Origin of the sequence: Histidinibacterium aquaticum, from assembly GCF_008710275.1 — a bacterium.
GTDB classification, from domain to species: Bacteria; Pseudomonadota; Alphaproteobacteria; order Rhodobacterales; family Rhodobacteraceae; genus Oceanicola; species Oceanicola aquaticus.
Genome location: NZ_VYQE01000001.1, coordinates 817,215 through 841,702, shown reverse-complemented (window position 1 = coordinate 841,702; position 24,488 = coordinate 817,215). Strand labels below are relative to the sequence as shown.

Here is a 24,488-nt window from a genome sequence, read left to right as displayed (position 1 = left end):
CCGCCGTAGACTGCACAAGTCAGGCAAAAGCCAGACACCATCATCTCGGGGGTATGTCGATGGCACTCGATGGGTTTGCGGACCATTCTCTCTCGCGCCGCGCGATGCAGGCGGAGCTTCTGGACGCTGAGACCGAATTGGAACTGGCCTACGCGTGGCGAGACCGAAGGGATGAACGCGCACTCCATCGTCTGATCACGGCCTACATGCGGCTCGCGATCTCGATGGCGGCCAAATTCAAGCGCTACGGCGCACCGATGAACGACCTGATCCAGGAAGCGTCCTTGGGTCTCATGAAGGCGGCGGACAAGTTCGACCCCGACCGGGGCGTGCGGTTCTCGACCTACGCCGTCTGGTGGATCAAGGCGTCGATCCAGGATTACGTGATGCGGAACTGGTCCATGGTCCGGACCGGCTCCACATCCTCGCAGAAGTCGCTCTTCTTCAACATGCGCCGGGTCCAGGCCCGGATCGAGCGGGAGGCAGCCGCCTCCGGCGAGAACATCGACCGCCATAAGATGCGCCAGATGATCTCCGAGGAAGTGGGCGTACCGCTCCACGACGTTGAGATGATGGAGGGCCGGCTCTCGGGTTCCGATTACTCCCTCAACGCGACCCAGTCTGTCGAGGATGAGGGACGCGAGTGGATCGAGGCGCTCGAGGATGACGGGCCGCAGGCTTCCGAGACCGTCGAGGCCTCGCACGATACGGACACGCTCCGGCAGTGGCTGCTGACGGCGCTGAGCTCGCTGAACGACCGGGAGCGCTTCATCGTCCGCGAGCGCAAGTTGCGCGAGGACCCCCGGACGCTCGAGAGCCTCGGCAACGAACTGGGGCTATCCAAGGAGCGGGTCCGCCAGCTGGAGGCCGCGGCCTTCGGCAAGATGCGGAAGGTCCTGGAGAACAACTCACGGGAAGTGCGCAACTTCTTCGCGTGATACGGGCCTTCGCCCTGATCGTCTGGGCCGCCCCGGTGGCGGCCCAGGATATTTTCGTGCTGGGCGAGGTTCACGACCACCCGGCGCACCACCTCCTGCAGGCCGAGCGGGTCGCAGAGATCGTACCCTCCGCCCTCGTCTTCGAGATGCTCACGCCCGGGCAGGCGGCGGCAGGCGCGGCGGCGGACTGGTCCGACGAGGCCGCCCTTGGGGCCGCGCTCGACTGGGAGAGCGGCGGGTGGCCGGACTTCTCGATGTATTATCCGATCTTCGAGGCGGCGCCGGAGGGCGTTGCGCTCTACGGCGCCGCCGTCGGTCGGGAGCCGCTCATGCAGGCGATGGAGGGCGGCGCAGAGGCGGTTGCGTCCCAACCTCTGCTGATCCCGGAAATGGGCGAGGCCGAGCTGGCCGAGCGGATCGTTCTGCAGTCCGAGGCGCATTGCAACGCACTGCCGGAAGAGATGCTGCCAGGCATGGTCGAGGCCCAGCGGCTGCGCGACGCGGAATTCGCGGCGACGGCCTTGCAGGCGCTCGACGAGACGGGCGGGCCGGTCGTCGTGATCGCGGGGACGGGCCATGCGCGGACGGACTGGGGCATCCCGGCCTCGATCGCGGCGGCCCGACCGGAGGTCGAGGTCTTCGCACTGGGGCAGGTGGAGGGAGACGCGCCGGAGGAGGCTCCCTTCGACGAGGTGATCGTCACCGAGCCGGTCGACCGGCCCGACCCTTGCGCGGCCTTCGAGTGATCGACGTGCAGGCGTCCAAATTTGGACGGGGCGCCATGTCACTGTATTCGCTTGTAAAACCGGAGATGCCCCTGCAGCTTCGCAGCGACTCCCGGGCGCTTGTGAGCGGCCTCTCCGCAGCCTAGTCTCCCCTCCATGATCTCGGGCAAGCACATCCTCCTCGTCATCGGCGGCGGCATCGCGGTCTACAAGTCGCTGGAGCTGATCCGGCGGCTGCGCGATCGTGGGGCCGAGGTGACCCCGGTCCTCACCCGGGCCGGGGCCGAGTTCGTCACGCCCCTTTCGGTCTCGGCGCTGGCGGGGCGCAAGGTCTTCTCCGACCTCTGGGATCTCACCGACGAAGCGGAGATGGGGCATATCGAGCTCTCGCGCGCCGCCGACCTCGTGGTGGTCGCGCCGGCCACGGCCGACCTCATGGCGAAGATGGCCGGCGGTCATGCCGACGACCTCGCCTCGACGTTGCTGATGGCGACCGACAAGCGCGTGCTCATCGCGCCGGCGATGAACGTGCGGATGTGGGAACATCCCGCGACACGGCGCAATGCCGAGCGGCTGGCGGGCGACGGCATTCTCACGGTGGGGCCGAACGAGGGGAACATGGCCTGCGGCGAGTACGGCCCGGGCCGGATGGCAGAGCCGATGGAGATCCTCGGGGCGATCGAGTCGGCCTTCGGCACCGGTCCGCTGTCGGACCGCCGGATCGTCGTGACTTCAGGGCCGACGCACGAGCCCATAGACCCCGTACGCTACATCGCCAACCGCTCCTCCGGCGCGCAGGGGGCGGCCATCGCGCGGGCGCTCGCGGACCTCGGCGCCGAGGTCGTCTTCGTCACCGGCCCGGCAGAGGTCTCTCCGCCGGCTGGGGTCGAAGTCGTGCGCGTCGATACCGCCGAGCAGATGCGCAACGCGGTGCACGAGGCGCTGCCCGCGGATGCCGGGATCTTCTGCGCCGCCGTCGCGGACTGGCGCGTGACCAATGCCTCCGGCCAGAAAGTGAAGAAGTCCCCCGATGGTCTGCCGCGGCTCGAGTTCGCGGAAAATCCCGACATCCTCGCCGAGATCTCGGGGCTTGGCTCGGACCGGCCGTCGCTGGTCGTTGGGTTCGCCGCCGAGACGGAGAACGTGCTGGAGAACGCCACCGCCAAACGCCGCCGCAAGGGCTGCGACTGGCTGGTGGCCAACGACGTCTCCGCCGGGACGGGCATCATGGGCGGGACCGAGAACAAGGTCACACTGATCACCGAGGACGGGCCCGAGGACTGGCCGCGCATGGGCAAGGACGCGGTCGCCCGGCGGCTGGCGGACCGGATCGCCATGACGCTGTCCGGCGACTGAGAGCCTGTAGGGCGCGGGCCGAGCAAGGAGGGACGCGATGATCTCCATCGCCATCACCCGGCTGGAGGGGGCCGACCCCGAGGTACCGCTGCCGGACTATGCCACGGCCGGAGCGGCAGGGGCCGATATCCGGGCGAACTTTCCGGAGGGCGAGAGGGACGGCGTGGTCCTCGCGCCGGGCGCGCGTGCCCTGATCCCGGCCGGATTCGCGATGGCGATCCCCGAGGGCTACGAGGTGCAGGTCCGGCCCCGCTCGGGGCTTGCGCTGAAACACGGGATCACCCTGCCGAACACGCCGGGCACCATCGACTGCGACTACCGGGGACCGGTCGGCATCATCGTCATGAACGCCGGCAGCGAGCCCTTTACCGTCGAGCACGGGGCGCGGATCGCGCAGCTCGTCGTGGCACCGGTGGTGCGGGCGGCTTTCTCATCGGTCGCCGCGCTGGACGAGACGCCGCGGGGGGCGGGCGGCTTCGGGTCGACGGGCGCATGATCGTCGTCTTCTCCATGATGGCCGTCCTCTGGGGCATCGGTGTCGCCATGGGCGCGCCGCGCCAGGCGCGCTGGACGATGATCGGGTTGCTGCTTGTGGCGGTCCTCATGGTCCAGGTCGTGCTTCCCGACGGCCATCCCCTGCGCGAGGCGACGGGTGGCTCGCCCGCGATCTGGCTGCTTCTGGCGGGGTTCGCCGCGGTGATCTGGCTCTACCGGGCCGGGCTGCGGCGGGTGCGCCAGCGGGCCGAGGCGGTTCAGGGGACCGCCGCCGAAACGGAGGAGCCCGGCCGCTTCGGCGAGGTCGAGCTGTCACGCTACGCGCGGCACGTGGTTCTGCGGGAGATCGGAGGACCGGGACAGAAGCGGCTCAAGGAGGCCCGGGTTCTGGTGGTGGGGGCTGGCGGCCTCGGCTCGCCGGCTCTGCTGTATCTCGCGGCGGCCGGGGTCGGGACGATCGGCGTGATCGACGGCGACGAGGTGGAGGGGACGAACCTGCAGCGGCAGGTGATCCACGCCGACGCGCGGATCGGGATGCCGAAGGTCTTTTCCGCCGAGGCGGCGATGCGGGGGATCAACCCTTTCATTACGGTCAGGCCTTATAACCGGAGGCTCACGGAGGATATCGCGGAGGAGCTTCTTGCCGAATACGACCTGGTGCTCGACGGGTCGGACAATTTCGAGACGCGCTACCTGGTGAACCGCGCCGCGGCGGCGCGGGGCGTACCGGTCGTCGGCGCGGCGCTGACCCAGTGGGAGGGGCAGATCTCCGTCTGGGACCCGGCGCGCGGCGCACCCTGCTATGCCTGCATCTTCCCGGAGGCGCCGGACCCGGCGCTCGCGCCCGACTGCGCAGAAGCGGGCGTTCTGGGCCCGCTGCCGGGGGTGTTGGGCACGATGATGGCGGTCGAGACGGTGAAGCTTGTGACCGGAGCGGGTGAGAGCCTGCGGGGCCGGATGCTGATCTACGACGCACTGTATGCAGAGACGCGGTCCATCGCACTGAAGCGGCGGGAGGACTGCCCGGTCTGCGGAGGACTGCCGAAGGACGCTTGAGGCCCTGCGGACGGAGTCCGGTGGGCTCAGCTGGTTTGGGCGTGCCCGGTCGCGGGCTGCTTGCCAGGTTCAGTCGGTCGCTTGCGCGGCCCCTCGGATTGAAGCACGCGCAGCGGCCCCGCGGGTTCGGTCCGACCGGCGCGAACTCGGCATGTCTCGGCCTGTCCCTCTCGGGCCCGGGGTGGCAACCCTACTGCCCCCGCACTAGGCTCCGACCTCGAAAGGAGCCGTTTCTCATGACAAACCCCCTGCTAGAGGCCTGGGATACCCCCTTCGGCCTGCCGCCCTTCGGGGCCTTCACGGACGCCGATTTCGGCCCGGCCATCGAGGCCGCGATGCAGGAGGGCCGCGCGGCGATCGCCGCCATCGCGGATCAGGAGGCGGAGCCCGATTTCGCCAACACCATCGAGGCGCTCGAAACCGCGGACGAGCCGCTCGACCGCGTGCTGGGCGTCTTCTTCGTCGTGAGCGGCGCGGACTCGAACGCCGACCGCGAGGCGTTGATGCGGGACCTCTCGCCGAAGCTCGCGGACTACAGCTCGGAGATCTTCGCCAACGAGACGCTCTTCCGGCGGATAGAGGCGGTCTGGGACAAGAAGGACAGTCTCGACCTGACCGAGGAGCAGGAGCGTCTCCTGTACCTGACGCGCCGCGCTTTCGTGCGGGCGGGGGCCGAGCTGGAGGGTGTCTCGGCGGACAGGCTTCGGCAGGTGAAATCCCGGCTGGCGGAGCTCGGCACCTCGTTCACGCAGAACCTGCTGGCGGACGAGCGTGCCTGGATCATGGAGCTCGACGAGGAGGAGCTGGAGGGGCTGCCCAGCTTCGTCGTCTCGACCGCGCGGTCGGCGGGCAAGGCTGCGGGGGCTGGCGGACCTGTCATCACGCTCTCGCGCTCTCTCATCGTGCCGTTCCTGCAGTATTCGCCGCGCCGCGACCTGCGGCGCCGGGCCTGGGAGGCCTGGACCTCCCGCGGGGCGAACGGCGGTGAAACCGACAACCGCGCCATCGCCGGCGAGATCCTAGAGCTGCGGGAAGAGCGTGCGGGGTTGCTGGGCTACGACAGCTTCGCGGACTTCAAGCTCGAGACCGAGATGGCCAAGACACCGAAGGCCGTGCGCGACCTGCTGATGCAGGTCTGGGAGCCCGCCAAGGCGCAGGCGCTGGCCGACGAAACGCGGCTGACGGCGATGCTTCACGCCGACGGCGAGACCGGTCCGCTCGAGCCCTGGGACTGGCGCTACTACTCGGAGAAGCGGCGTAAGGAAGAGCACGACCTCGATGACACGGAGCTCAAGCCCTACCTGCAGCTCGACCGGATGATCGGCGCGGCCTTCGACTGTGCGAACCGGCTCTTCGGACTGGAGTTCGAGGAAATCGAGGCGCCGCTCTACCACGAGGACTGCCGTGCCTGGGAGGTCACCCGGGACGGCCGGCACATGGCCGTCTTCATCGGTGACTACTTCGCCCGCGGCTCCAAGCGGTCGGGCGCCTGGTGCACCGCTTTCCGAAGCCAGAAGCGGCTGGACGGCGAGGAGCGGGCCCATGTGGTCAACGTCTGCAACTTCGCCAAGCCGGCAGAGGGGGAGCCCGCGCTGCTGAGCTACGACGATGCCCGGACGCTGTTCCACGAGTTCGGCCATGCGCTGCACCAGATCCTGTCGGACGTGACCTATCGCTCGATGTCGGGGACCTCGGTCGCGCGGGACTTCGTGGAACTGCCGAGCCAGCTGTACGAGCACTGGCTGGAGGTGCCAGAGGTGCTGCGCGAACACGCGGTCCACGTCGAGACCGGCGAGCCGATGCCGGAGGAGATGCTGGAGCGGGTGCTGGGGGCCGCGACCTACGACACCGGGTTCCAGACGGTCGAATACATCGCCTCGGCCCTCGTCGATCTCTCGTTCCACGAGGGCGAGGCCCCGCCGGATCCGATGCAGCACCAGGCGGAAATCCTCGAGGAGATCGGCCTGCCGCACGCGATCCCGATGCGCCACGCCACGCCGCATTTCGCCCATGTCTTCGCGGGAGACGGCTATTCCAGCGGCTACTACAGCTACATGTGGTCGGAGGTCATGGACGCCGATGCCTTCGAAGCCTTCAAGGAGGCAGGCGGTCCCTTCGACACGGAGATGGCCGCCAAGCTGGAGGCGCATGTCCTCTCGTCGGGCGGTACCGAGGAGCCCTCGGACCTCTACACGAAGTTCAGGGGCAGGTTGCCGGGCGTGGAGGCCCTGTTGAAGGGCCGTGGGCTGGCCGCCTGAGGGCCGGTTCCCAATGACCAGACCCCGGGCGACCGCCCGGGGTGTCAGCCGCCGCGGAGGCGGGCGACCTCGTCGCGCAGCTTCGAGAGCTCGTCGGCGAGGGCATGCTCCAGGGCGAAGGAGCCGTCGGGATCGGAGCCCGGGTCCTCCTCGTGCGCCTCGATGTGGTCCCGGTCCGACAGGAAGGTGTCGAGCTCGGCCGCGTTCAGGTGCGCGAGGATCCGGGCCAGCACCTTGCGCTGGGCAAGGATACGGCCCTCGAGGGCTTCGGTGGTGCTCATGTCTGGGTCTCCCTTGGGTCGTCCGGGTGGCGCTCCGCGCCGGCCGGATCCTTGTGTATAAGGACGTCCGCGTTCGGATAGGTCCGAAGGATCGCGCGGCGCAGGGCCGCACCGATGGCATGCGCCTCGTCGAGACTCTGCGCGCCGTCCAGTTCGATATGCAGGTTCACGAATAGCCGGGTGCCGGATTGCCGGGTCTTGAGGTCGTGGTGACCCAGCACCCCGGGATGCTCGGCCGCGATGCGCTCGATCCCCGCGATGGTGTCGTCGTCGGCGGCGCGGTCCATGAGCGCGTCCCAGGCCCCCTTGCCGATACGCAGGCTGCCGACGGAGAGGAGCGCCGCGGCGGCAAGGGCCACGACGCTGTCGATGCTGCTCAGGCCGAAGGCGGCGGAGGCGACGAGCGCGAGCACCGCTCCGAGGTTGGGCAGGAGGTCGGAGAGGTAGTGCAGGCGGTCAGCGGCCACCACGCGGCTGCCGGTGGTCCGGGCGACATGGCCCTGCCAGAGAACGAGCCCCGCCGTCAGGGCAATCGAAATCGCGAGCACCACGAGCCCTCGGCCTTCCGACGCGATCTCCGGTGGGCTGTCGGAGAGCAGGCGAAGGACGGCGGAGGCCGCGATGACGGCGGCGGAGACAAGGATCAGCGCCGACTGGCCGAGCGCGGCGAGATCCTCGGCCGAGCCGTGGCCGAAGGCGTGGTCCTCGTCGGGCGGTCGGGCGGCATAGGCGATGGCCGCCAGGCCGCCAAGCGACATCATCAGGTCGAGCGCGCTGTCGACCAGTGTCGCGGCGACCGAAAGCGATGAGGTCTCGGCCAGCGCCCAGAGCTTGAGCAGCACCAGGACGAGCGCCGTCGCCGAGGAAAGCATCCCCGCGGAGAGGTTGAGCCGAGTCTCGGATGCCTGGGTCATGCGTCATGCCTAGCCCGACGGGCGGGGCGGGTCGAGACTGGGCCTCGGGGCGACGCTACTGGAGAACCTCGCCGTCCTCGACGCCCCAGTACCCTCCCTTGGGCGCCCAGCCGCGGTGGCCGCCGGCGGAAAGGCGACACCAGTCCGGCTCGCATTCCTCGATCCGGGCGACGACGCCGCGCTCGAGCCGGGCGACCTCGACAGAGGTGACCTCCGGACGGCTGTAGAGGCTGACGATCTCGTCCTCGACCAGCGCGGTCCGGGTGCCGGAGAGTAGCGAATAATGGACCCAGCCGCCCACGCCGTCGCGGTCCACGACCCGCCGCCAGTGGCCGTACTCGGCCGTGATGCGCAGCGGCATGTTCCGCCGGGTGAGCACCCAGTCGATGCGATGCGAGAGCGAGGGACCCCGCCGGAGATTGCCCTCCGAGGCCTTGAGAGACACGAAGCGGGGAAGGGGAAAATTGGTCACGGGCCCCAGCTCCTGCGCCGCGGACGCGGTGCCGGTGAGCAGGACCAGACCGACGATACGGGCCAGCCGGAAAATGTCCGCCATGACTGCCTTTGCCTCGGGACTTGGTCTTGGCGCGCGGTTCTTGTGGTGCGCGCGTCTCGCGGGCAAGGTGCCAGAAACCTGGGTCGGGAGGAAGCGAGCATGCCGAGCAAGCGCCTGAGTGTTGTCGTCACGCGACGGTTGCCGGAAGAGGTCGAGACCCGGATGAAGGAGCTCTTCAAGGTCGAGCTGCAGGAGAGCGACTCCCGGCTCACCCGCGAGGAGCTGGGCGAGGCCATGCGGCGGGCCGACGTGCTCGTTCCCACGGTGACCGACCGGATCGACGCGGGCCTTCTGGCGCAGGCGGGGGACCGGCTCAAGCTCATCGCGAACTACGGGGCGGGGATCGATCATATCGACGTGGCCTCGGCCCGGCAGCGCGGAGTGCTGGTGACCAACACGCCCGGCGTGGTGACCGAGGATACGGCCGACATGGCGATGGCGCTGATCCTCGCCGTGACCCGTCGGATCCCCGAGGGGCTCGCGCTCATGCAGTCGGGCGACTGGCAGGGCTGGGCGCCCACGGCGATGCTGGGCGGGCGCATCGCGGGCCGCCGGCTCGGCGTGCTGGGCATGGGGCGGATCGGTCAGGCCGTGGCGCGACGGGCGCGCGCCTTCGGGATGCAGGTCCACTACCACAACCGCACGCGCCTGCGGGACGAGATCGAGGAGTCGCTCGAGGCGACCTACTGGGAAAGCCTCGACCAGATGGCGGCGCGAGTCGACGTGCTGTCGATCAACTGCCCGCACACGCCCTCGACCTTTCACCTGATGAACGCGCGACGGCTGAAGCTGATGAAGCCCTCGGCGGTGATCGTGAACACCTCGCGCGGCGAGGTGATCGACGAGAACGCGCTGACCCGGATGCTGCGGGCGGGCGATATCGCGGGGGCAGGCCTCGACGTCTACGAGAACGGCACCGACATCAATCCGCGGCTCAGGGAGCTGCCGAACGTCGTGCTGCTGCCGCATATGGGCTCGGCGACCACCGAAGGACGGATGGAGATGGGCGAGAAGGTTCTCATCAACATCAAGACCTTCGAGGACGGGCACCGGCCGCCGGACCTCGTCCTGCCTTCCATGGTCTGACGACCACTGCCGGCGCAGAGCTGAGAACCGCTCGCCAACAGTCGAGAAACCCGCGCTTGCGCCGGGCCGCTTCCGATGCGGGGCCGGCCGCGGCTCACGGTCGCGTGCCCGAGGCGGTGCGCGGCGTCACGACGCGGAACCTGCCGGGGCGCCGGATGGTTCTGGGACCAAGAACAACGGAATAACAAGGAGACCCATCATGCTAGGTTGGGCACTTACTTTCCTACTGGTCGCGCTCGTCGCGGCGCTTTTCGGCTTCGGCAGCATCGCCTCGGCCTCCGCCGGGATCGCACAGATCCTGTTCTTCGTCTTTCTCGTTCTCTTCATCGGCACGCTGATCCTGCGCGTCGTGAGAGGCTGACGAGACACCCGAGATAAACCCGAAAGGACACGCCATGAACTGGGATCAAATCCAAGGTCAATGGAAGCAATTCAAGGGCGAAGCCCTCCAGAACTGGGGCCGCCTGACAAACGACGACATGGACCACGCCGAAGGCGACCAGGAGAAGCTCGAGGGCATCATCCAGGAGCGCTACGGCAAGTCCAAGGAAGAGGCCCATCGCGAGGTCGAGGACTGGATTTCTAAGCGGGAGCCGCACTGAGATGGCAGACGTCGATCGCACAACCGAAGATGCCAAGGCCCAGATGTTCGATCAGCTCTCCGAAGTGAAGGCGGGCATGCTCGGCGTCCCGGGTTCTGGCCAGCACATGCAGCCCATGACGCCCTACTTCGACCGTGACGAAGGCGTGATCTGGTTCATCACGTCGCGCGACACCGATCTCGTACAGGCCGTTGGGCTGGGTGCCACCGCGCACTTCACCTTCATCGGCAAGAACGACGATTACTATGCCTGCATGCGTGGGCAGATGGAGCAGGTCGAGGACGACGCCAAGATCGACGAGATCTGGAATGCCGTCGCCGCCGCCTGGTTCGAGGAAGGCCGTGAGGACCACGAGGTCACGCTGCTGAAGTTCGCCCTGCGCGACGCCTCGGTCTGGTCCACGCCGCGAAACCCGATCACCTTCGGCTTCGAGATCGCGCGCGCCAACATGACCGAGGACACGCCCCACATGGGCGCGCACCGCGTTCTCGAATGGCGCAACGCCGCCTGAGCCCCGGGTCCCAATCACCCATCGGAACGGAGCGCCCCTCGGGGCGCTCCTTTCTTTTCCCGAAAAGGAGCCAAGAATGAGTCTGTCCTACAACACGGAACATCCCGTCCTCGTCACCGGCGCAACCGGCTATGTCGCCGGGTGGCTGATCCAGCGGCTGCTGGACGAGGGGTTCACCGTCCATGCGGCGATGCGGAACCCCGACGACGCGCGAAAGCGTGCGCATCTCGACGAGATGGCCGAGGGCGCCAAGGGCGAGATCAAGTACTTCCACGCCGACCTGCTGGACGACGGGTCCTTCTCCGAGGCGATGCAGAGCTGCGAAGTGGTGTTCCACACCGCCTCCCCCTTCACGATGAAATACGAGGACCCGCAGCGCGACCTGATCGACCCGGCGCTCAACGGCACGCAGAACGTCCTGAAGTCCGTCAACGAGATCCCCACGGTAAAACGCGTCGTTCTGACCTCTTCCATCGCGGCGGTCCGTGGCGGTGGTGACGACCAGCGCAACGCGCCTGACGGCGTGCTCGACGAGAGCGTCTGGAACACCCAGTCGAACCTCGATGACGGGCCCTACGCCTACTCCAAGACGCTCGCAGAGCGCGAAGCCTGGCGCATGGCGGACGGGCAGGACCGCTGGCGGCTCGTCGTGGTCAATCCCGGCCTCGTGGTCGGGCCTGGCAAGGCGCCGACCCAGACGAGCGCCTCCTTCGACTTCCTGCGCCAGATCGGCGACGGCACCTTCAAGGAGGGCACGCCTCCGGTCCAACTCCCGGCGGTCGACGTGCGGGACGTGGCCGAGGCGCATTTCCGTGCCGGTTTCGAGACCGAGGCCGAGGGCCGTCACCTGACCTTCGAGCGCCCCATCTGGCTCGGCGAGATTGCGGACATGCTCGAAGCCGAGTTCGGCGAGCGTTTCGACTGGCCGAAGGAACGTCCGACCTCCTCGGACGATCCGGAGTTCAAGGCCGACAACAGCAAGCTGCGCGAGCGTCTCGGCGTCGAGCCGCGCGACGTCGCGCCGGGCATCAAGGAGATGTTCCAGAAGATGATCGACGTGGGCGACGTGGTCCGCCAGGACAGCTGATCGCCCGCCGCCGGATCAGGGCCGGGCGCCGTTCAGGGCGTCCGGCCGTCCCAAGGGCCGGCCACGAAGACCGGCGAAAGGGCGTTGCGGCTGGACACCACCTCTTCGGAGGCGGCGCAGGCCGTGAGTACGAAGGCGCTGAAAAGCGCCAGTAGGGCGGTTCGGGACATACTGCTCATCCTCGATCTGCCCCGGTTTTCCGGGGTCTGTCTGGAGGCGCTTCTAGCAGCTGGGTCCCGGAAACGCCATCGCACCCTGCGTCAACCGACGCCGACTGTGTCGGATTTGCGGCGCTGACAGCCTCAGCGGTAGACCTGATCCTCGCCCGGGAAGTTGCGGGACTTCACGTCTTCCGCGTAGTCGCCGACCGCCTGTTCGATCATCGGGCCGAGCTGGCCGTAGACCTTCACGAACTTCGGCGTCCAGGGGTTGAGGCCCAGCATGTCCTCGAGCACGAGGATCTGCCCGTCGCATTCCTTGCTGGCGCCGATGCCGATCGTGGGGATCGCGACTTCCTTGGTGATACGCGCCGCCAGCGGCTCTACCATGCCTTCGAGTACGAGTGCGAAGGCCCCGGCCTCGGCGACCGCCTTGGCGTCGTCGATGTGGCTCTGCCAGCTCTCCTCGTCGCGGCCCTGGGTCTTGAACCCGCCCATGACATGGGAGCTTTGCGGCGTCAGGCCGGTGTGGGCCATGACCGGAACGCCGCGCTCGGTGAGGAAGCGGATGGTTTCCGCCATGCGGCGCCCGCCCTCCAGCTTGATCGCGCCGCAGCCGGTTTCCTTCATCACCTTGGCCGCGTTGCGGAAGGCGATGTTGGGGCTTTCCTCGTAGCTGCCAAAGGGCATGTCGACGACAATGAGCGCCTTCTCGGTGCCGCGGACCACGGCGCGTCCGTGCATGATCATCAGGTCGAGCGGCACGCCCACGGTCGTCTCCATCCCGTGCATCACCATGCCGAGGCTGTCGCCCACCAGGATGAAGTCCGCGTGGCGGTCGACGATGGCGGCGGTATGCGCGTGGTACGAGGTGAGCGAGACGATCGGCTCGCCTCCCTTGCGCGCCGCGATCTGCGGGACGGTGGTGCGGCGGATGCGGGTCTGCTGGCTCACGGGGCAATCTCCATCTGGTCGATGAGGAGGACGGCGTCATCGCCCCGGCCGAAGCGGGCGGAGATCATGATGCCGACGGGCGTTTCGAAGGGGCCGGTCGCGGGTAGGAAGGTCATGGGATCGACGAGGTCGAGCCCCTCCAGCCTTGCGCGGGGCTCTTCGGCGACGGTTTCGCGGATGGTCTGCGCGATGTCCTCGATCCGGGTGCCGGGGAGGGCCACGGCCCGACCGGCGTCGAGGGCACGCTTCAGGACCGGCGCGGCGGCGCGGTCCTCGGGAGAGAGGCGGGCGTTGCGCGAGGAGAGTGCGAGCCCGTCCTCGGCGCGGACGGTGGGAACGCCCCGGACCTCCAGGGGGAAGTGCAGGTCGCGGGCCATGCGACGGATCACGGCGATCTGCTGATAGTCCTTTTCGCCGAAGTAGGCGGCGTCTGGGCCGACGATGTTGAAGAGCCGGGCGACGACGGTCGTCACGCCCCGGAAGTGACCCGGGCGGGTCCGCCCGTGGTGCATGTCGGCGAGGCGGGTGGTCTCGACGATGGTTTCGTCGCCCTCGGGGTAGATTTCGCTGGCCTCCGGGATCAGCACCGCGTCGGCGCCGGCCTCCTCCAGCATGGCAATGTCGCGCGCTTCGGTCCGGGGATAGGCCTCGAGGTCGGCGGCCTCTCCGAACTGGGTCGGGTTCACGAAGATGGTCGCGACCACGCGGTCATGGGCGGCACGGGCGGCGGCGATCAGCGCCATGTGACCCTCGTGCAGGGCCCCCATGGTGGTGACGAGCCCGACGCTTTCCCCGGCGGCGCGGTAGTGGGCCACCTCGGAGCGGATGTCGCTGACGGTGCGGGCGATCTGCATGGGGCCTCCCGGGGTTCCGCCGCCTTCTAGATCGAAGGCGGAGGTGTCACAAGGCGGCCCGCCGTCGGGTCCGCGTCCGCTCCGAACGCGGCGGGTCGATGAGGCGATGTCGGTTTCAGGCGAGAAGGCGTCGGAGGGTTTGGCGGCGGCGGATGCGATCCCTGCGATGGAGGCGGAAATAACGCCCGGGAGTTGCCGCGCCATGAAGACCCAAGTCAAAGCCCTCGTCGTCGGCGGCGGCGCCGTCGGAACCTCGATCGCCTACCACCTCGCCCGCGCGGGCTGGGACGACGTGATGCTGCTGGAGCGCGACGAGCTGACCTCGGGCTCGACCTGGCATGCGGCGGGGCTGCTGCCCTACTTCAACATGTCCTACGCGACGACCCACATCCACGACTACTCGATCCGCTACTACAAGACGCTGGAAGAGGAGACGGGGCTCGACGCGGGCTTCTTCGTGGTGGGCAACCTGCGCATGGCGCAGACGAAGGCGCGCATGGACGAGTACATGCTCTATGCCTCGACCGCCGAGACCTGCGGCGTGCCCTACGAGTGGATGACCCCCGACCAGATCAAGGAGCGCTGGCCGCTGGTGCGGACCGACGACCTCGAGGGCGCGATCTTCCATCCCACCGACGGCTACATCAACCCGGCCGACGTGACGATGGCGATGGCCAAGGGCGCCCGGCAGCGCGGCGTGACCATCGAGCGGAAGTGGCAGGTCGACGGCTACCGCTGGGACGGCTCTGTCTGGCACGTCGACGCGGTGAAGATGGTCGAGAAGGGCGGCAACCTCGTGCCCTCCGACGAGCGGATCGTCATCGAGGCCGAGCATGTCGTCACCGCGACGGGCAACCACGCCCAGCGGACCGCGCGGCTCCTCGGCATCAAGATCCCCGCCATCCCGGTCGAGCACCAGTATATCGTCACCGAGCCCGACCCGGCGCTGGTGGAGTGGCGCAAGACCAACCCGCAGCACCCCGTCCTGCGCGACGCGGACGCCAAGTGGTACGTCCGCGAGGAGCGTGGCGGCTGGATCCTCGGGCCCTACGAGGACGGCGCGCCCGCGCGGTTCCTTCACGACGTGCCAGAGAGCTTCCGCGCCGACCTCTTCCCCCTCGATCTCGACCGGATCGAGGAGGAGTACATGTCGATGATCCACCGCATCCCCTCTTCCGAGGAGGTCGGTCTCAAGGACGACTACAACGGTCCGATCTGCTACACGCCCGACGGCAACCCGCTGCTCGGCCCCGCGCCGGGGCTGCGCAACATGTGGCTGGCCGAGGGTTTCTCCTTCGGGATCACCGCCGCCGGCGGGGCGGGCAAGTACCTCGCCGACGTCATGGTCGAAGGCGAGGCCGAGATCGACATGGCGAGCCTCGACCCGCGTCGCTACGGCTCCTGGATGACGACGGAATATGCCGCCCGGAAGAACGAGGAGGCCTACTCCCACGTCTACATCCTGCACCATCCCGACGAGGAGCGGCCCGCCGCCCGTCCGCTCCGGACCTCGCCGGCCTACGACCGGCAGAAGGCGCGGGGCGCTCAGTTCGGTGCCGTGAACGGATGGGAGCGGCCGAACTACTTCGGCCCGCTCGACGCACCAGAGAGCTTCGACCACGACGCGCGGTCATTCCGACGCGGCGGCTGGTGGCAGTATGCCCACGACGAGGCCAAGGCGGTTCGCGAGGCGGCCGGCCTGATCGACGCGACGGCCTTCACCAAGCACATCGTCGAGGGTCCGGGCGCCACCGCCTTCCTCGACTGGTTCACCTGCAACCGCCTGCCCAAGGTCGGCCGGATCAACCTGACCTACGCGCTGACCGCGCAGGGCACGGTGCGCACCGAGTACACCATCGTCCGGCTGGCGGAGGACAAGTACTACCTGGTCTCCGCCGGGGCCTGGCAGGCCTACGACAGCGACTTCCTGATGAAAGCGATCGAGGACAAGCGGGAGGAGTTCGGCTGGATCTCGGCCTACGACGTGACATCGCAGTGGGGCGTCTTCGCTCTCGCCGGGCCCAAGTCGCGGGACATCCTCGGCGGTCTCATCGGCGACGCGGAGCCGGAGACGGCACTGTCGAACAAGCGCTTTCCCTGGCTTTCGGCGCGCCGGATCGAGCTCGGCATGGTGCCCGTAAACGCGATCCGGGTGGCCTATACCGGCGAACTCGGCTGGGAGCTGCATCACCCGATCGAAATGCAGACCCATCTCTTCGACCGCTTGGTTGGGGCCGGGGAGAAGCACGGCATGAAGCTCGTCGGTGCCCGCGCGCAGAACTGGCTGCGCCAGGAAAAGAGCTACCGCGCCTTCGGCAACGAGCTGGGCCGGGACGCGACGCCGCTGGAGGCCGACCTGCCGCGCTTCGTGGACCAGTCGAAGGAGTTCCATGGCAAGGCCGACATGGAGGCCAAGGGCATCCGGTCGAAATGCGTGACCGTGCTGATCGACGGTCCCGAAGACGCCGACCCCTGGGGCCGCGAGGCGCTCTACGACGGCGAGACCCGGGTCGGACGGCTGACCTCGGGCGGCTACTCGGTCGCCTTCGGCAAGTCGATCGGAATGGGTTACGTGCGGCCCGAGCTCGCTGTCCCCGGGCAGAAGCTGCAGGTGAAGATGTTCGACAGGTTGTGGCAGGCGGAAGTGCAGGCCGACAGTCCCTACGACCCGGAGAACCAGAGGATCCGCATGGACGGTTGACCATTGCGTCAACAATTGGGCGGGGTGCGCCACCAAGATACCCCGTCCCGACCATGTTTTGGTGCACCATCATGCTTAACGTTCCTCAAGCAAGCAGCTGAGGGGCTCGCATGGCATTCATTTCAGAGATCGAGCTGACGCCCGCGGGCCGTCTGGCGCGGGTTGGCGTGATCTTCCCCGAGGCGGCGGCGCCGCGGCTTCGGTCCATGCGGGTCGCCCTGCACGGCGAGGATGGACAGCTGCAGGGCGTGGCCCGCGTCACCGATCTTCCGCGCCAGCCGTCGCCTGCGCCCGGCTATGCCGCCGTAGAGCTGCCTGTGCCGGAAAGTGACGCCGCAAATGCCGTCGCGCTCGTGGATACTGCGACGAGTGACCCGGTTCTGGGGTTCTATTCGGCCGGCACCGACAGCCTCGTGGCGCATGGAGGTCCGGCGGCCGGAGCGGCGGCCGAGCCGCTGTCGCCGGCCCCCGACGGTCCGATCCGGTTCGACGCCTACGGCAACCGGCTGGATGAAGACGGACGGCTGGACGGAGGCATCGCCTGCCTGACCGAGGGAACTCTCGTTTCGACACCCGACGGCGAGAGACGCGTCGGCGACCTGAAGCCGGGCGACCTCGTCCGGACTCGGGACAACGGCGACCAGCCTGTCCGCATGATCCACCGGCGGAAGCTCGGCGGCCCGTCCTTCGCTGCGCAGCGCGCGCTCTGGCCGGTGCGGATCGCGAAGGGCTCGATGGGCTTCGGCCTGCCGCGCCGCGATCTCTGGGTCAGCCCGCAGCACCGGATGCTCTATGCCCACATCCGCATCGGTCTAACCTTCAACGAGGAGGCGGTACTCGTCCGGGCCAAATCGCTCTGCGCCTTCTTCGAGGGCGTCGAGGTGGACTCGGGGATGGACGAGGTGACCTACGTTCATCTCGTTTTCGACCGCCACGAAATCGTCTTTGCCGAGGGCGCGCCCACCGAGAGCTTCCATTCCGGTCGCGAGGGCCTCTGCGCGCTGGACGGTCAGAGCCTCAGCGAACTCTACGGCCTCTTTCCGGACCTCCGGGTCGGGGAAGAGCGGCCCGAGGCGGGCTTCATGACGCTTCGCAGCTGGGAGCTGATGTCTGCGGTCGCCTAGCGCACCCGGACCGCATCGTACCAGGCGCGAAAACGCCCGGGGCTTCCGTTGAAGACGTTGAGATCGGTCGAGCCGTCGAAGCCGGGCAGGGTGCCGGTCCCCGAATACTGCCAGACGCGCCAGGGAGTCTCCGGGTAGCGCTCGGACAGGTGGGCGGCGGTGGACCGCAGCCAGAACTCGTAGCCCGCGAACGTCCCGATATCGTTGTCATCGAAGAAGTCCGGGACCGTGTAGATCAGCGGGCGCGTGCCGTAGTGCGCCGTCAGAAGCTCAAGGAAGCGGCGCATTTCTGCCCGGACCTGAGCGGCGGGCGGGCGGATGCGGCAGGTGGGCGAGGTTGGGTGCCACTCCATGTCCAGGACCGGCGGGAGGGCCCCGGGCGTGCGGGGGACATGCTGGATGAACCAGCGCGCCTGCTCCACGGCAGGACGGCAGAAGTAGAAGACGTGGTACGCGCCGCGCGGGATCCCGGCGGCGGCGGTTTCGGCCCAGTGGCTCCGGAACAGGGGGTCGGCGATGTCGCCCCCCTCGGTGGCCTTGAGCCAGGCGAAATTCACGCCCGCCGCGGCGGCTGTCGGCCAGGCGGGGCGGCCGTCGTAGCGCGAGGCGTCGACGCCGTGAACCGGATAGCGGTAGGGCGTGCCGCCGGGCCAGTCGTGCGGATCGAGGTCGCCCCAGTCCCGGGGCGGGCCGGCATAACCCGCTGTCGCACCGGCCGGGGCTCGCTCCTCCGGCGGGCGCGGGCCGCAGGCGGCCAGCGCGCAGGCCTGGGCAAGCATCGCGCGCCGGGTCAGCAGGTGCCGGCCCGCGCGCGTCGTCATGCCGGGACCCGCTCGAAGCGAGCGGGGTCGAGCCGCTTCACGATGTCCGGCGGCAGGTCGGGGGACCGTCCGCCCGCCAGATCGGCGAGGAGTTGGCTTCCGGCGGGGGCGGTCTGGAAACCGTAGCCGCCCTGGCAGGCGAACCAGAGAAAGTCCGGCTCGGCGGGATCGGGCCCGATGACCAGTTCGCGGTCCGGGGAGAAGGTGCGGAGCCCGGCCCAGTTGGCGAGCATCCGGGTGACCTCGACAGTCATGTGCTCCTCGAAGCGTGCGAGGCCTTCGGCCAGCACCATGTCGTCGGCCCAGGCGTCGTGAGGTTCGGCCGGGTCCTCGTCGGCAGGAGACACGATCAGGGCGCCCGCGTCGGGCTTTGCGTACCAGTCCTCGCCCGGGCCGAAGACCATGGGCCAGCCGCTTGGGTCATGGCCCTCGGGTGCGGGGATACGCGCCATGGAGCGCCGCAGCGGCGTGACGCCGAGGGGCGAGAGTCCGGCCAGCCGGGCGACAACGTCGACCCAGGCCCCCGCGGCGTTGACGAGACGGCGTGCCTCGATGACCTCGCCGCCCGCCTCGACCTCCCAGCCCGTGCCGGTCCGGCGGATCGCGGTGACGGCGCTCTTCGTCCTGATCTCGGCTCCGTTGCCGCGGGCCTCGCGGCCGAAGTTCTGGATCAGCAGGTCGGTGTCGATGTCGCTCGCCCTCGGGTCCCAGGCGGCGCGGGTCACATGGGGCGCGAGGATCGGCCAGAGCCGGCGGGCCTCGTCGTAGCCGACCTCCTCGAGTTTCATCTGCTTGCGGTCGTGCTCGAAAAGCTCGGCGGTCTCGTCCGTGCCGATCAGCATGATACCGCGCGGCGAGAGGACGCCGCCATTGGCCGTGGCGTGGTAATCGGCCCCCGCCTCGTTCAGCGCGATGGTCGAGACCTTGCCGTAGTTCTGCTCGAAGAGCGCGGCGGAGCGGCCCGAGGCGTGGTGCGCGAGGCTGTCCTCCTGCTCCAGAACGGTCACGGTTCCGAGGTGCGACAGGCGCGCCGCGGCGGAGATCCCGGCGATGCCGCCGCCGACGATCACGAAGTCTCTCATCTTTCCTCCAACCGGTCGGTGGCCGGCGGCGGGGCCGGCGAAAGCTCGGAGATGCGCGCATAGAGCGACGGCGTCATGTCGTAGGTCAGCGCGTCGAGCGAGGGCCGGAGCTGCGCGAGGTTTCGACCGGAGATGATCGGCGAAGGCAGGACAGGGTGGCGGGCCGCCCAGCCGACGGCGAGCGTGGCGGGCGAGGTGCCGAGCTCCTCGGCCAGCCGCGTGAGCCTCGTCGCGGTCTCGTGCATCCAGTCGACGCCGTAGCGCTGTCGGTACCGGTCGCTCTCGGTCAGGCGGCCTGTGCCGCCGCCGGCGTACTTGCCGGTCAGAAGACCGCCGCCCAGGGGCGAGTAGGGGAAGATCGCGATCTCCTGGTCCTGCGCCATCGGGAAGATCTCGACCTCCGCCTGCCGCTTCACCAGGGAGTACATCGGCTGGACCGCGTCGATCCGGGTGCCGAGGGCCTGGGCGATGCCCTGCGCCTTCATCACCTGCCAGGCGGCGTAGTTCGACACGCCGATGTGGCGTATGAGCCCCTGCTCCTGCATCTCCGCAAGGGTCGAGAAGCTCTCCTCGAGCTCGGTATCGGGATCCCAGATATGGAGGTAGAGCAGGTCGACCGCGTCCTGGTCCAGCTGGCGGCGGCAGCGGTCAAACTGGTCGCGGATATTCTCGCGGCCCGCCCCGCCGTGGAAGGCGACCTTGGTGGCGAGGAAAATCTCCTCGCGCTCCGGGCCGATCAGATCGCCGGTGATCCGCTCGCTCTCGCCGTCGGTGTAGCCGACGGCGGTGTCGAAATGATTGAGTCCAGCCTCGCGGGCGGCCTCGTACATGTCCCGGCTCGCGGCTGCATCGGCCGTGCCTCCGAACTGCATGGTTCCGAAGGTCAGCCGGGAGAGCGGCGCGCCGGACAGGGTGTGGAGGCTCTCGGTCATGGCCGGACGCTGACACGACCGGACCCCAAGCGGAAGAGGGCGCAGAGCGGATTCAGCCCCTTGGGCGGGAGACGGCCGCATCGCAGTCGGCGTCGAGTTCGTTCAGCACGCGGGCCAGCTGATCGAGGGTCGATTGTTCCTGTTCCGGCGTGGGCCGCTTCGGCACGGTGATCGGCGCGCCGAAGGCCATGACGCCGTGTCCGCCGGGTCTCGGCAGCAGGAAGCTGTCCCAAGTCGGCAGGACGAACTTGCGCGAGGTGGAATAGGAGAAGGGCGCGATCGGCACGCCGGTCAGCGCCGCGATGTCGACGACACCGCGCTTCGGGACGTGGACCGGCCCGTTCGGCCCGTCGGGCGTTATCCCGAGGATCCGCCCCTTCCGCAGGGCGGCGACCGCGAGGCGGAGCGCCCCGGTGTTGGACCGGCGCGGGCTGAGGTGGACGACCTCGGTCCCGCGCTCGGGCAGTCCGTCGGTCAGGACCCGGGCGATCGGGTGGCGGTACGCGAGGCCCGTGAGTGGCCAGGGCGCGCCGGTCGAAAGGTAGGCCGACATGGCAAGACGGCCGTGCCAGTGCGCGAGGATGAAGGGTTTGCCATCCGCGATCAGCTCTTCCCATGGCTCGAAGCCGATGCGCTGCCAGTCGGTCCGGGCGGCGACGCGGTCCATGTGGGCACCGTAGCGCCGCACGAGACGCGGACGCAGCCAGTCCTCTGCGCGGGTCTGCCACTTGGTCATGGCGGTGTTCTAGCCCTCCCGGGGCCCGACGGAAAACGGCAATTCGGGGTCTGGAACGAAAAACGGCCCGCCGGTGGGCGGGCCGTCCGATGCACGGAGCGATTGCGCTTACTGCGGAATGTCGCCTTCGATCCCCTCGACGTAGAAGTTCATGCCGAGGAGCGTTTCGTCGTCGGCGGTCTCACCCTCTTCGAGCCAGACAGAGCCGTCCTGCCGATTGATCGGGCCGGTGAAGGGGTGGTACTCGCCCGACCCCATGGATTCCTTGAGAGCCAGCGCGCTCTCGCGGACCTCGGCGGGCACCGCATCGGTGATCTCGCCGATCTCGACCATGCCGGAGTCGATGCCGCCCCAGTAGTCCTGCGACTCCCAGGTGCCGTCCATGGCCGCCTGGACGCGCTCGATGTAGTAGGGCGCCCAGTTGTCGATGATGGAGCTGACGCGCGGGGCCGGCTTGAACTCGGCCATGTCGGAGGCCTGGCCGAAGGTGTAGACGCCTTCCTGCTCGGCCGCCGCCGCCTGCGGAGCGGTGGAGTCGGTGTGCTGAAGGATCACGTCGGCGCCCTGGTCGATGAGCGCGCGTGCGGCCTCGGCCTCCTGGGCGGGATCGAACCAGGTGTAGACCCAGACGATGCGGAACTCGACCTCGGGGTTCACCTCCTTGGCGTGGAGGTAGGCGGAGTTGATGCCGCGGATGACCTCGGGGATCGGGAAGGAGCCGATGTAGCCGACGATGTTGCTCTCGGTCAGCTGGCCCGCGATGTGGCCCTGAACCGCGCGGCCCTCGTAGAAGCGCGCGGAGTAGGTCGAAACGTTGTCGGCGCGCTTGTAGCCCGTCGCATGCTCGAAGAGCACGTCGGGGAACTGCTCGGCGACCTCGACGGTCTGATCCATGTAGCCGAAGGACGTGGTGAAGATCATGTCCGCGCCGTTGAGCGCCATCTGCTGCATGACCCGCACGGCGTCGGGGCCCTCGGGGACGCTCTCCTGGTAGACGGTCTCGACCGAGTCGCCGAACTCTTCCTCGACCGCGAGGCGGGCCTCATTGTGCTCGTAGGTCCAGCCGCCGTCGCCGATCGGGCCGACATAGACGAAGCCGACCTTGAAGGGATCGTCCTGCGCGCCGGCCGCTCCGGCGAACATCATGGCGGCGCCCGCGAGTAGGTGTTTCAGTTTCATGTGTCTTCCCCTGTCAGTGGTTTGTGTTGGCCTCAGGACGAGGCATGGAAGGTCCGGCCGAGAGACCCGGGCGCACGGCCCGCGGACATCACGACGAGAACGAGGATGGTGACGAGGTAGGGGCTCATCGAGAGGTACTCGACGGGCACCGCGAGGCCCCCGGCCTGAAGGTTCAGCTGAAGCACCGTGACGCCGCCGAAGAGGTAGGCGCCGAGCAGCAGCCGCCAGGGTTTCCAGCTGGCGAAGACGACGATGGCGAGCGCGATCCATCCGGCACCGGCCGTCATCCCCTCGGTCCACTGGGGCACCCGGACGAGGCTCAGGTAGCCCCCGCCGAGGCCCGCGCAGGCGCCGCCGAAGGCGATGGCGCAGGTGCGGACGATGCGGACGTTGTAGCCGAGTGCGTGGGCGGCGCCGTGGTTCTCGCCCACCGCGCGCAGGACGAGACCGGCGCGGGAGAACTTGAGGAAGGCCCAGACGCCCGCGACGATCAGCAGCGAGAGATAGACCATCGGATCCTGCCCGAAGAGGATCCGGCCCACCACCGGCAGGTCGGTCAGCGGACCGAGGTCCACGCGGGGCAGGGTCGGGGCCCGGATGCCGATATAGCCTTGTCCCAGCAGGGCCGAGAGGCCCAGCCCGAAGAGGGTGAGCGCGAGCCCGGTGGCCACCTGGTTCGACAGCAGGACCTGCGTCAGCAGCGCGAAGAGGAGAGCGAGCACCGCCCCGCCCAGGGCCGCGCCGACGAAGCCCACCCAGGGGTTCTGGGTCCAGACGGCAGCGATGAAGCCGCAGACCGCTCCGGTGATCATCATCCCCTCGACGCCGAGGTTCAGGACGCCCGAGCGTTCGACCACCAGCTCGCCGATGGCGGCCAGCAGGATCGGCGTCGCCGCCACCATGAGCGAGGCGACGAGGAGGGCGGGGTTGATCGTGCTCAGGTCCATCGCGCGCTCCTCATTCCGCCGCTTCGGGGGCGGCGGCGGGCTTGGCCGCCGGTCTGTGCTCGGCGCGCTGGAAGCGGACCCGGTAGTGGGTCAGCACGTCCACCGCGAGCAGGAAGAACAGCAGCATCCCCTGGAACAGCTGGATCGCCGCTGCCGGAAGCTGAAGCTGGTTCTGCGCGATCTCGCCGCCGATGTAGGTGAGGGCCATGAGCCCGCCCGCGAGCAGGATGCCTACCGGGTGCAGACGGCCGAGGAAGGCCACGATGATCGCCGTGAAGCCGTATCCCACGTTGAAATCGATCGAGACCTGGCCGGCGGGACCTGCGACTTCGAACATCCCCGCGAGACCCGCCAGCGCGCCGGAGGTCCCGAGGCAGACGAGCACCAGCCTCGCGGGGTTCACGCCCGAGAAGGCCGCCGCGCGCGGGCTCTGCCCGGTCAGGCGAATCTGGAACCCGAGGATGTGCCGGGCCATGATGACGTAGGCGCCGATCACCGCGATCAGCGCGGCGACCACACCCCAGTGCATCCCAGCGCTCCGGTCGATCCAGGTCGTGGCGCTCTCGTACTGCGAAAGGTTGCGGCTGCCGGGAAAGCCCATGCCCTCGGGGTTGCGCAGCGGCCCGAGCGCCATGGCGGCGAGCAGGTTCTCGGCCACGTAGACCAGCATCAGCGACACGAGAATCTCGTTGGTCCCGAAGCGCACCTTCAGCAGGCCCGGGATCATGGCCCAGAGCAATCCGCCCAGAGCACCCGCGATCACCATGAGCGGTAGGATCAGCCAGCGTGCTTCCATCGGGTAGAAGGCGAGACCCACCGCCGCCCCGCAGAGCGCGCCGACGATGTACTGGCCTTCGGCGCCGATGTTCCAGATGCCCGCCCGAAAGCCGAAGGAGAGACCGATGGCGATGAGCACGAGCGGCGCGCCCTTCACCAGCAGTTGCGGGCGGTAGAAGGACGAGAACTCCGAGAAGAGCGGGTCCCAGAAGATCGTCCGGATCGCGACGAAGGGGTCCTTGCCGAGCGCGGCGAAGAGCAGTCCGCCCGCGATCATCGTGAGCAGCACCGCGAGGAGCGGCGTCGCGTAGGTCCAGGCGGTCGAGGCCTGGGGGCGGCGTTCGAGCTTCAGCATCCG

General features: G+C 68.7%; 26 protein-coding genes. 13 read left to right on the top strand and 13 right to left on the bottom strand.

The features are described 5' to 3' along the window. Positions 1 to 59 precede the first annotated feature (59 nt). From F3S47_RS04220 to F3S47_RS04195, 6 genes are all read left to right on the top strand, one after another. The gene (locus tag F3S47_RS04220; protein WP_150443943.1) at positions 60 to 938 is read left to right on the top strand and encodes an RNA polymerase factor sigma-32; all 879 of its coding nucleotides are present in this window, start codon (positions 60 to 62) and stop codon (positions 936 to 938) included. After that, positions 935 to 1,684, top strand: coding sequence for a ChaN family lipoprotein (locus F3S47_RS04215; RefSeq protein WP_150443942.1), 750 nt, complete (start codon positions 935 to 937; stop codon positions 1,682 to 1,684). The genes F3S47_RS04220 and F3S47_RS04215 overlap by 4 nt, the downstream gene beginning before the upstream one ends. A gap of 135 nt (positions 1,685 to 1,819) precedes the next feature. Next, complete coding sequence (gene coaBC, locus F3S47_RS04210) at positions 1,820 to 3,019, top strand: bifunctional phosphopantothenoylcysteine decarboxylase/phosphopantothenate--cysteine ligase CoaBC (protein WP_150443941.1); 1,200 nt, start codon at positions 1,820 to 1,822, stop codon at positions 3,017 to 3,019. 37 nt (positions 3,020 to 3,056) lie between these two features. Then, positions 3,057 to 3,515: a dUTP diphosphatase gene (gene dut, locus F3S47_RS04205; protein WP_150443940.1), complete on the top strand. Its 459-nt coding sequence runs from the start codon at positions 3,057 to 3,059 to the stop codon at positions 3,513 to 3,515. Beyond that, positions 3,512 to 4,570, top strand: a complete 1,059-nt coding sequence (locus F3S47_RS04200; protein WP_150443939.1) for a HesA/MoeB/ThiF family protein — start codon at positions 3,512 to 3,514, stop codon at positions 4,568 to 4,570. Before dut ends, F3S47_RS04200 begins: the two co-directional genes overlap by 4 nt. A gap of 236 nt (positions 4,571 to 4,806) precedes the next feature. Beyond that, positions 4,807 to 6,828, top strand: coding sequence for a M3 family metallopeptidase (locus F3S47_RS04195; RefSeq protein WP_150443938.1), 2,022 nt, complete (start codon positions 4,807 to 4,809; stop codon positions 6,826 to 6,828). Between the two features lie 44 nt (positions 6,829 to 6,872). On the opposite strand, the gene F3S47_RS04190 is transcribed toward F3S47_RS04195, so the two are convergent. From F3S47_RS04190 to F3S47_RS04180, 3 genes are read right to left on the bottom strand one after another with little or no spacing between them, the layout of a single operon-like run. Further along, positions 6,873 to 7,109, bottom strand: coding sequence for a hypothetical protein (locus F3S47_RS04190; protein WP_150443937.1), 237 nt, complete (start codon positions 7,107 to 7,109; stop codon positions 6,873 to 6,875). Further along, positions 7,106 to 8,023, bottom strand: a complete 918-nt coding sequence (locus tag F3S47_RS04185; protein ID WP_150443936.1) for a cation diffusion facilitator family transporter — start codon at positions 8,021 to 8,023, stop codon at positions 7,106 to 7,108. Before F3S47_RS04185 ends, F3S47_RS04190 begins: the two co-directional genes overlap by 4 nt. A 55-nt stretch (positions 8,024 to 8,078) precedes the next feature. Continuing rightward, a complete protein-coding gene (locus F3S47_RS04180) occupies positions 8,079 to 8,579 on the bottom strand; it encodes an SH3 domain-containing protein (RefSeq protein ID WP_150443935.1) in 501 nt (166 codons plus the stop codon). 99 nt (positions 8,580 to 8,678) lie between these two features. On the opposite strand from F3S47_RS04180, the gene F3S47_RS04175 reads away from it, so the two are divergent. From F3S47_RS04175 to F3S47_RS04155, 5 genes are all read left to right on the top strand, one after another. Further along, positions 8,679 to 9,665 carry a 2-hydroxyacid dehydrogenase gene (locus F3S47_RS04175; protein WP_150443934.1) on the top strand — a complete coding sequence of 329 codons (987 nt, stop codon included), beginning with the start codon at positions 8,679 to 8,681 and terminating at the stop codon, positions 9,663 to 9,665. Between the two features lie 199 nt (positions 9,666 to 9,864). Next, a complete protein-coding gene (locus tag F3S47_RS04170; protein ID WP_150443933.1) occupies positions 9,865 to 10,026 on the top strand; it encodes a DUF1328 domain-containing protein in 162 nt (53 codons plus the stop codon). Positions 10,027 to 10,060: 34 nt separating this feature from the next. Continuing rightward, on the top strand, positions 10,061 to 10,267 hold the full coding sequence (locus F3S47_RS04165) for a CsbD family protein (RefSeq protein ID WP_150443932.1): 207 nt from the start codon (positions 10,061 to 10,063) through the stop codon (positions 10,265 to 10,267). 1 nt (position 10,268) lies between these two features. After that, complete coding sequence (locus F3S47_RS04160) at positions 10,269 to 10,778, top strand: pyridoxamine 5'-phosphate oxidase family protein (protein ID WP_150443931.1); 510 nt, start codon at positions 10,269 to 10,271, stop codon at positions 10,776 to 10,778. A gap of 76 nt (positions 10,779 to 10,854) precedes the next feature. Next, a complete protein-coding gene (locus tag F3S47_RS04155) occupies positions 10,855 to 11,865 on the top strand; it encodes an NAD-dependent epimerase/dehydratase family protein (protein ID WP_150443930.1) in 1,011 nt (336 codons plus the stop codon). Positions 11,866 to 11,897: 32 nt separating this feature from the next. Here F3S47_RS04155 and F3S47_RS19295 read toward each other — a convergent pair whose 3' ends face one another. The 3 genes from F3S47_RS19295 to panC all read right to left on the bottom strand — a co-directional run bounded on the left by F3S47_RS19295 (position 11,898) and on the right by panC (position 13,831). Next, entirely contained in the window at positions 11,898 to 12,035 is a 138-nt protein-coding gene (locus F3S47_RS19295) for a hypothetical protein (protein ID WP_191090071.1), read from the bottom strand. Between the two features lie 132 nt (positions 12,036 to 12,167). After that, on the bottom strand, positions 12,168 to 12,977 hold the full coding sequence (gene panB / locus F3S47_RS04150; RefSeq protein WP_150443929.1) for a 3-methyl-2-oxobutanoate hydroxymethyltransferase: 810 nt from the start codon (positions 12,975 to 12,977) through the stop codon (positions 12,168 to 12,170). Then, a complete protein-coding gene (gene panC, locus F3S47_RS04145) occupies positions 12,974 to 13,831 on the bottom strand; it encodes a pantoate--beta-alanine ligase (RefSeq protein WP_150443928.1) in 858 nt (285 codons plus the stop codon). The genes panB and panC overlap by 4 nt, the downstream gene beginning before the upstream one ends. Positions 13,832 to 14,033: 202 nt before the next feature. Between panC and F3S47_RS04140 the strand changes: the two genes are divergently transcribed. Together F3S47_RS04140 and F3S47_RS04135 are read left to right on the top strand one after the other, a co-directional pair. Next, entirely contained in the window at positions 14,034 to 16,532 is a 2,499-nt protein-coding gene (locus F3S47_RS04140; RefSeq protein WP_150443927.1) for a GcvT family protein, read from the top strand. A gap of 110 nt (positions 16,533 to 16,642) precedes the next feature. Further along, the gene (locus F3S47_RS04135; RefSeq protein WP_150443926.1) at positions 16,643 to 17,656 is read left to right on the top strand and encodes a Hint domain-containing protein; all 1,014 of its coding nucleotides are present in this window, start codon (positions 16,643 to 16,645) and stop codon (positions 17,654 to 17,656) included. On the opposite strand, the gene F3S47_RS04130 is transcribed toward F3S47_RS04135, so the two are convergent. From F3S47_RS04130 to F3S47_RS04100, 7 genes are all read right to left on the bottom strand, one after another. Further along, positions 17,653 to 18,477: a glycoside hydrolase family 25 protein gene (locus F3S47_RS04130; protein WP_150443925.1), complete on the bottom strand. Its 825-nt coding sequence runs from the start codon at positions 18,475 to 18,477 to the stop codon at positions 17,653 to 17,655. The genes F3S47_RS04135 and F3S47_RS04130 overlap by 4 nt on opposite strands. Next, positions 18,474 to 19,559, bottom strand: coding sequence for an NAD(P)/FAD-dependent oxidoreductase (locus F3S47_RS04125; protein WP_150443924.1), 1,086 nt, complete (start codon positions 19,557 to 19,559; stop codon positions 18,474 to 18,476). Before F3S47_RS04125 ends, F3S47_RS04130 begins: the two co-directional genes overlap by 4 nt. Beyond that, the gene (locus F3S47_RS04120; protein ID WP_150443923.1) at positions 19,556 to 20,491 is read right to left on the bottom strand and encodes an aldo/keto reductase; all 936 of its coding nucleotides are present in this window, start codon (positions 20,489 to 20,491) and stop codon (positions 19,556 to 19,558) included. Before F3S47_RS04120 ends, F3S47_RS04125 begins: the two co-directional genes overlap by 4 nt. Positions 20,492 to 20,543: 52 nt before the next feature. Continuing rightward, positions 20,544 to 21,227: a lysophospholipid acyltransferase family protein gene (locus tag F3S47_RS04115; protein WP_150443922.1), complete on the bottom strand. Its 684-nt coding sequence runs from the start codon at positions 21,225 to 21,227 to the stop codon at positions 20,544 to 20,546. A 108-nt stretch (positions 21,228 to 21,335) separates the two neighbouring features. Then, positions 21,336 to 22,406: a BMP family ABC transporter substrate-binding protein gene (locus F3S47_RS04110; protein WP_150443921.1), complete on the bottom strand. Its 1,071-nt coding sequence runs from the start codon at positions 22,404 to 22,406 to the stop codon at positions 21,336 to 21,338. Positions 22,407 to 22,438: 32 nt separating this feature from the next. Next, on the bottom strand, positions 22,439 to 23,353 hold the full coding sequence (locus F3S47_RS04105) for an ABC transporter permease (RefSeq protein WP_150443920.1): 915 nt from the start codon (positions 23,351 to 23,353) through the stop codon (positions 22,439 to 22,441). A 10-nt stretch (positions 23,354 to 23,363) separates the two neighbouring features. Continuing rightward, on the bottom strand, positions 23,364 to 24,485 hold the full coding sequence (locus tag F3S47_RS04100) for an ABC transporter permease (RefSeq protein WP_150443919.1): 1,122 nt from the start codon (positions 24,483 to 24,485) through the stop codon (positions 23,364 to 23,366). Between the last annotated feature and the right edge of the window lie 3 nt (positions 24,486 to 24,488).

Coding starts and splice junctions, on each gene's coding strand:
- F3S47_RS04220 (WP_150443943.1), top strand. CDS start 60: ATGGCACTCGATGGGTTTGCGGACCATTCTCTCTCGCGCCGCGCGATG.
- coaBC (WP_150443941.1), top strand. CDS start 1,820: ATGATCTCGGGCAAGCACATCCTCCTCGTCATCGGCGGCGGCATCGCG.
- dut (WP_150443940.1), top strand. CDS start 3,057: ATGATCTCCATCGCCATCACCCGGCTGGAGGGGGCCGACCCCGAGGTA.
- F3S47_RS04200 (WP_150443939.1), top strand. CDS start 3,512: ATGATCGTCGTCTTCTCCATGATGGCCGTCCTCTGGGGCATCGGTGTC.
- F3S47_RS04195 (WP_150443938.1), top strand. CDS start 4,807: ATGACAAACCCCCTGCTAGAGGCCTGGGATACCCCCTTCGGCCTGCCG.
- F3S47_RS04190 (WP_150443937.1), bottom strand. CDS start 7,109: ATGAGCACCACCGAAGCCCTCGAGGGCCGTATCCTTGCCCAGCGCAAG.
- F3S47_RS04185 (WP_150443936.1), bottom strand. CDS start 8,023: ATGACCCAGGCATCCGAGACTCGGCTCAACCTCTCCGCGGGGATGCTT.
- F3S47_RS04180 (WP_150443935.1), bottom strand. CDS start 8,579: ATGGCGGACATTTTCCGGCTGGCCCGTATCGTCGGTCTGGTCCTGCTC.
- F3S47_RS04175 (WP_150443934.1), top strand. CDS start 8,679: ATGCCGAGCAAGCGCCTGAGTGTTGTCGTCACGCGACGGTTGCCGGAA.
- F3S47_RS04170 (WP_150443933.1), top strand. CDS start 9,865: ATGCTAGGTTGGGCACTTACTTTCCTACTGGTCGCGCTCGTCGCGGCG.
- F3S47_RS04165 (WP_150443932.1), top strand. CDS start 10,061: ATGAACTGGGATCAAATCCAAGGTCAATGGAAGCAATTCAAGGGCGAA.
- F3S47_RS04160 (WP_150443931.1), top strand. CDS start 10,269: ATGGCAGACGTCGATCGCACAACCGAAGATGCCAAGGCCCAGATGTTC.
- F3S47_RS04155 (WP_150443930.1), top strand. CDS start 10,855: ATGAGTCTGTCCTACAACACGGAACATCCCGTCCTCGTCACCGGCGCA.
- F3S47_RS19295 (WP_191090071.1), bottom strand. CDS start 12,035: ATGTCCCGAACCGCCCTACTGGCGCTTTTCAGCGCCTTCGTACTCACG.
- panC (WP_150443928.1), bottom strand. CDS start 13,831: ATGCAGATCGCCCGCACCGTCAGCGACATCCGCTCCGAGGTGGCCCAC.
- F3S47_RS04140 (WP_150443927.1), top strand. CDS start 14,034: ATGAAGACCCAAGTCAAAGCCCTCGTCGTCGGCGGCGGCGCCGTCGGA.
- F3S47_RS04135 (WP_150443926.1), top strand. CDS start 16,643: ATGGCATTCATTTCAGAGATCGAGCTGACGCCCGCGGGCCGTCTGGCG.
- F3S47_RS04130 (WP_150443925.1), bottom strand. CDS start 18,477: ATGACGACGCGCGCGGGCCGGCACCTGCTGACCCGGCGCGCGATGCTT.
- F3S47_RS04125 (WP_150443924.1), bottom strand. CDS start 19,559: ATGAGAGACTTCGTGATCGTCGGCGGCGGCATCGCCGGGATCTCCGCC.
- F3S47_RS04120 (WP_150443923.1), bottom strand. CDS start 20,491: ATGACCGAGAGCCTCCACACCCTGTCCGGCGCGCCGCTCTCCCGGCTG.
- F3S47_RS04115 (WP_150443922.1), bottom strand. CDS start 21,227: ATGACCAAGTGGCAGACCCGCGCAGAGGACTGGCTGCGTCCGCGTCTC.
- F3S47_RS04110 (WP_150443921.1), bottom strand. CDS start 22,406: ATGAAACTGAAACACCTACTCGCGGGCGCCGCCATGATGTTCGCCGGA.
- F3S47_RS04105 (WP_150443920.1), bottom strand. CDS start 23,353: ATGGACCTGAGCACGATCAACCCCGCCCTCCTCGTCGCCTCGCTCATG.
- F3S47_RS04100 (WP_150443919.1), bottom strand. CDS start 24,485: ATGCTGAAGCTCGAACGCCGCCCCCAGGCCTCGACCGCCTGGACCTAC.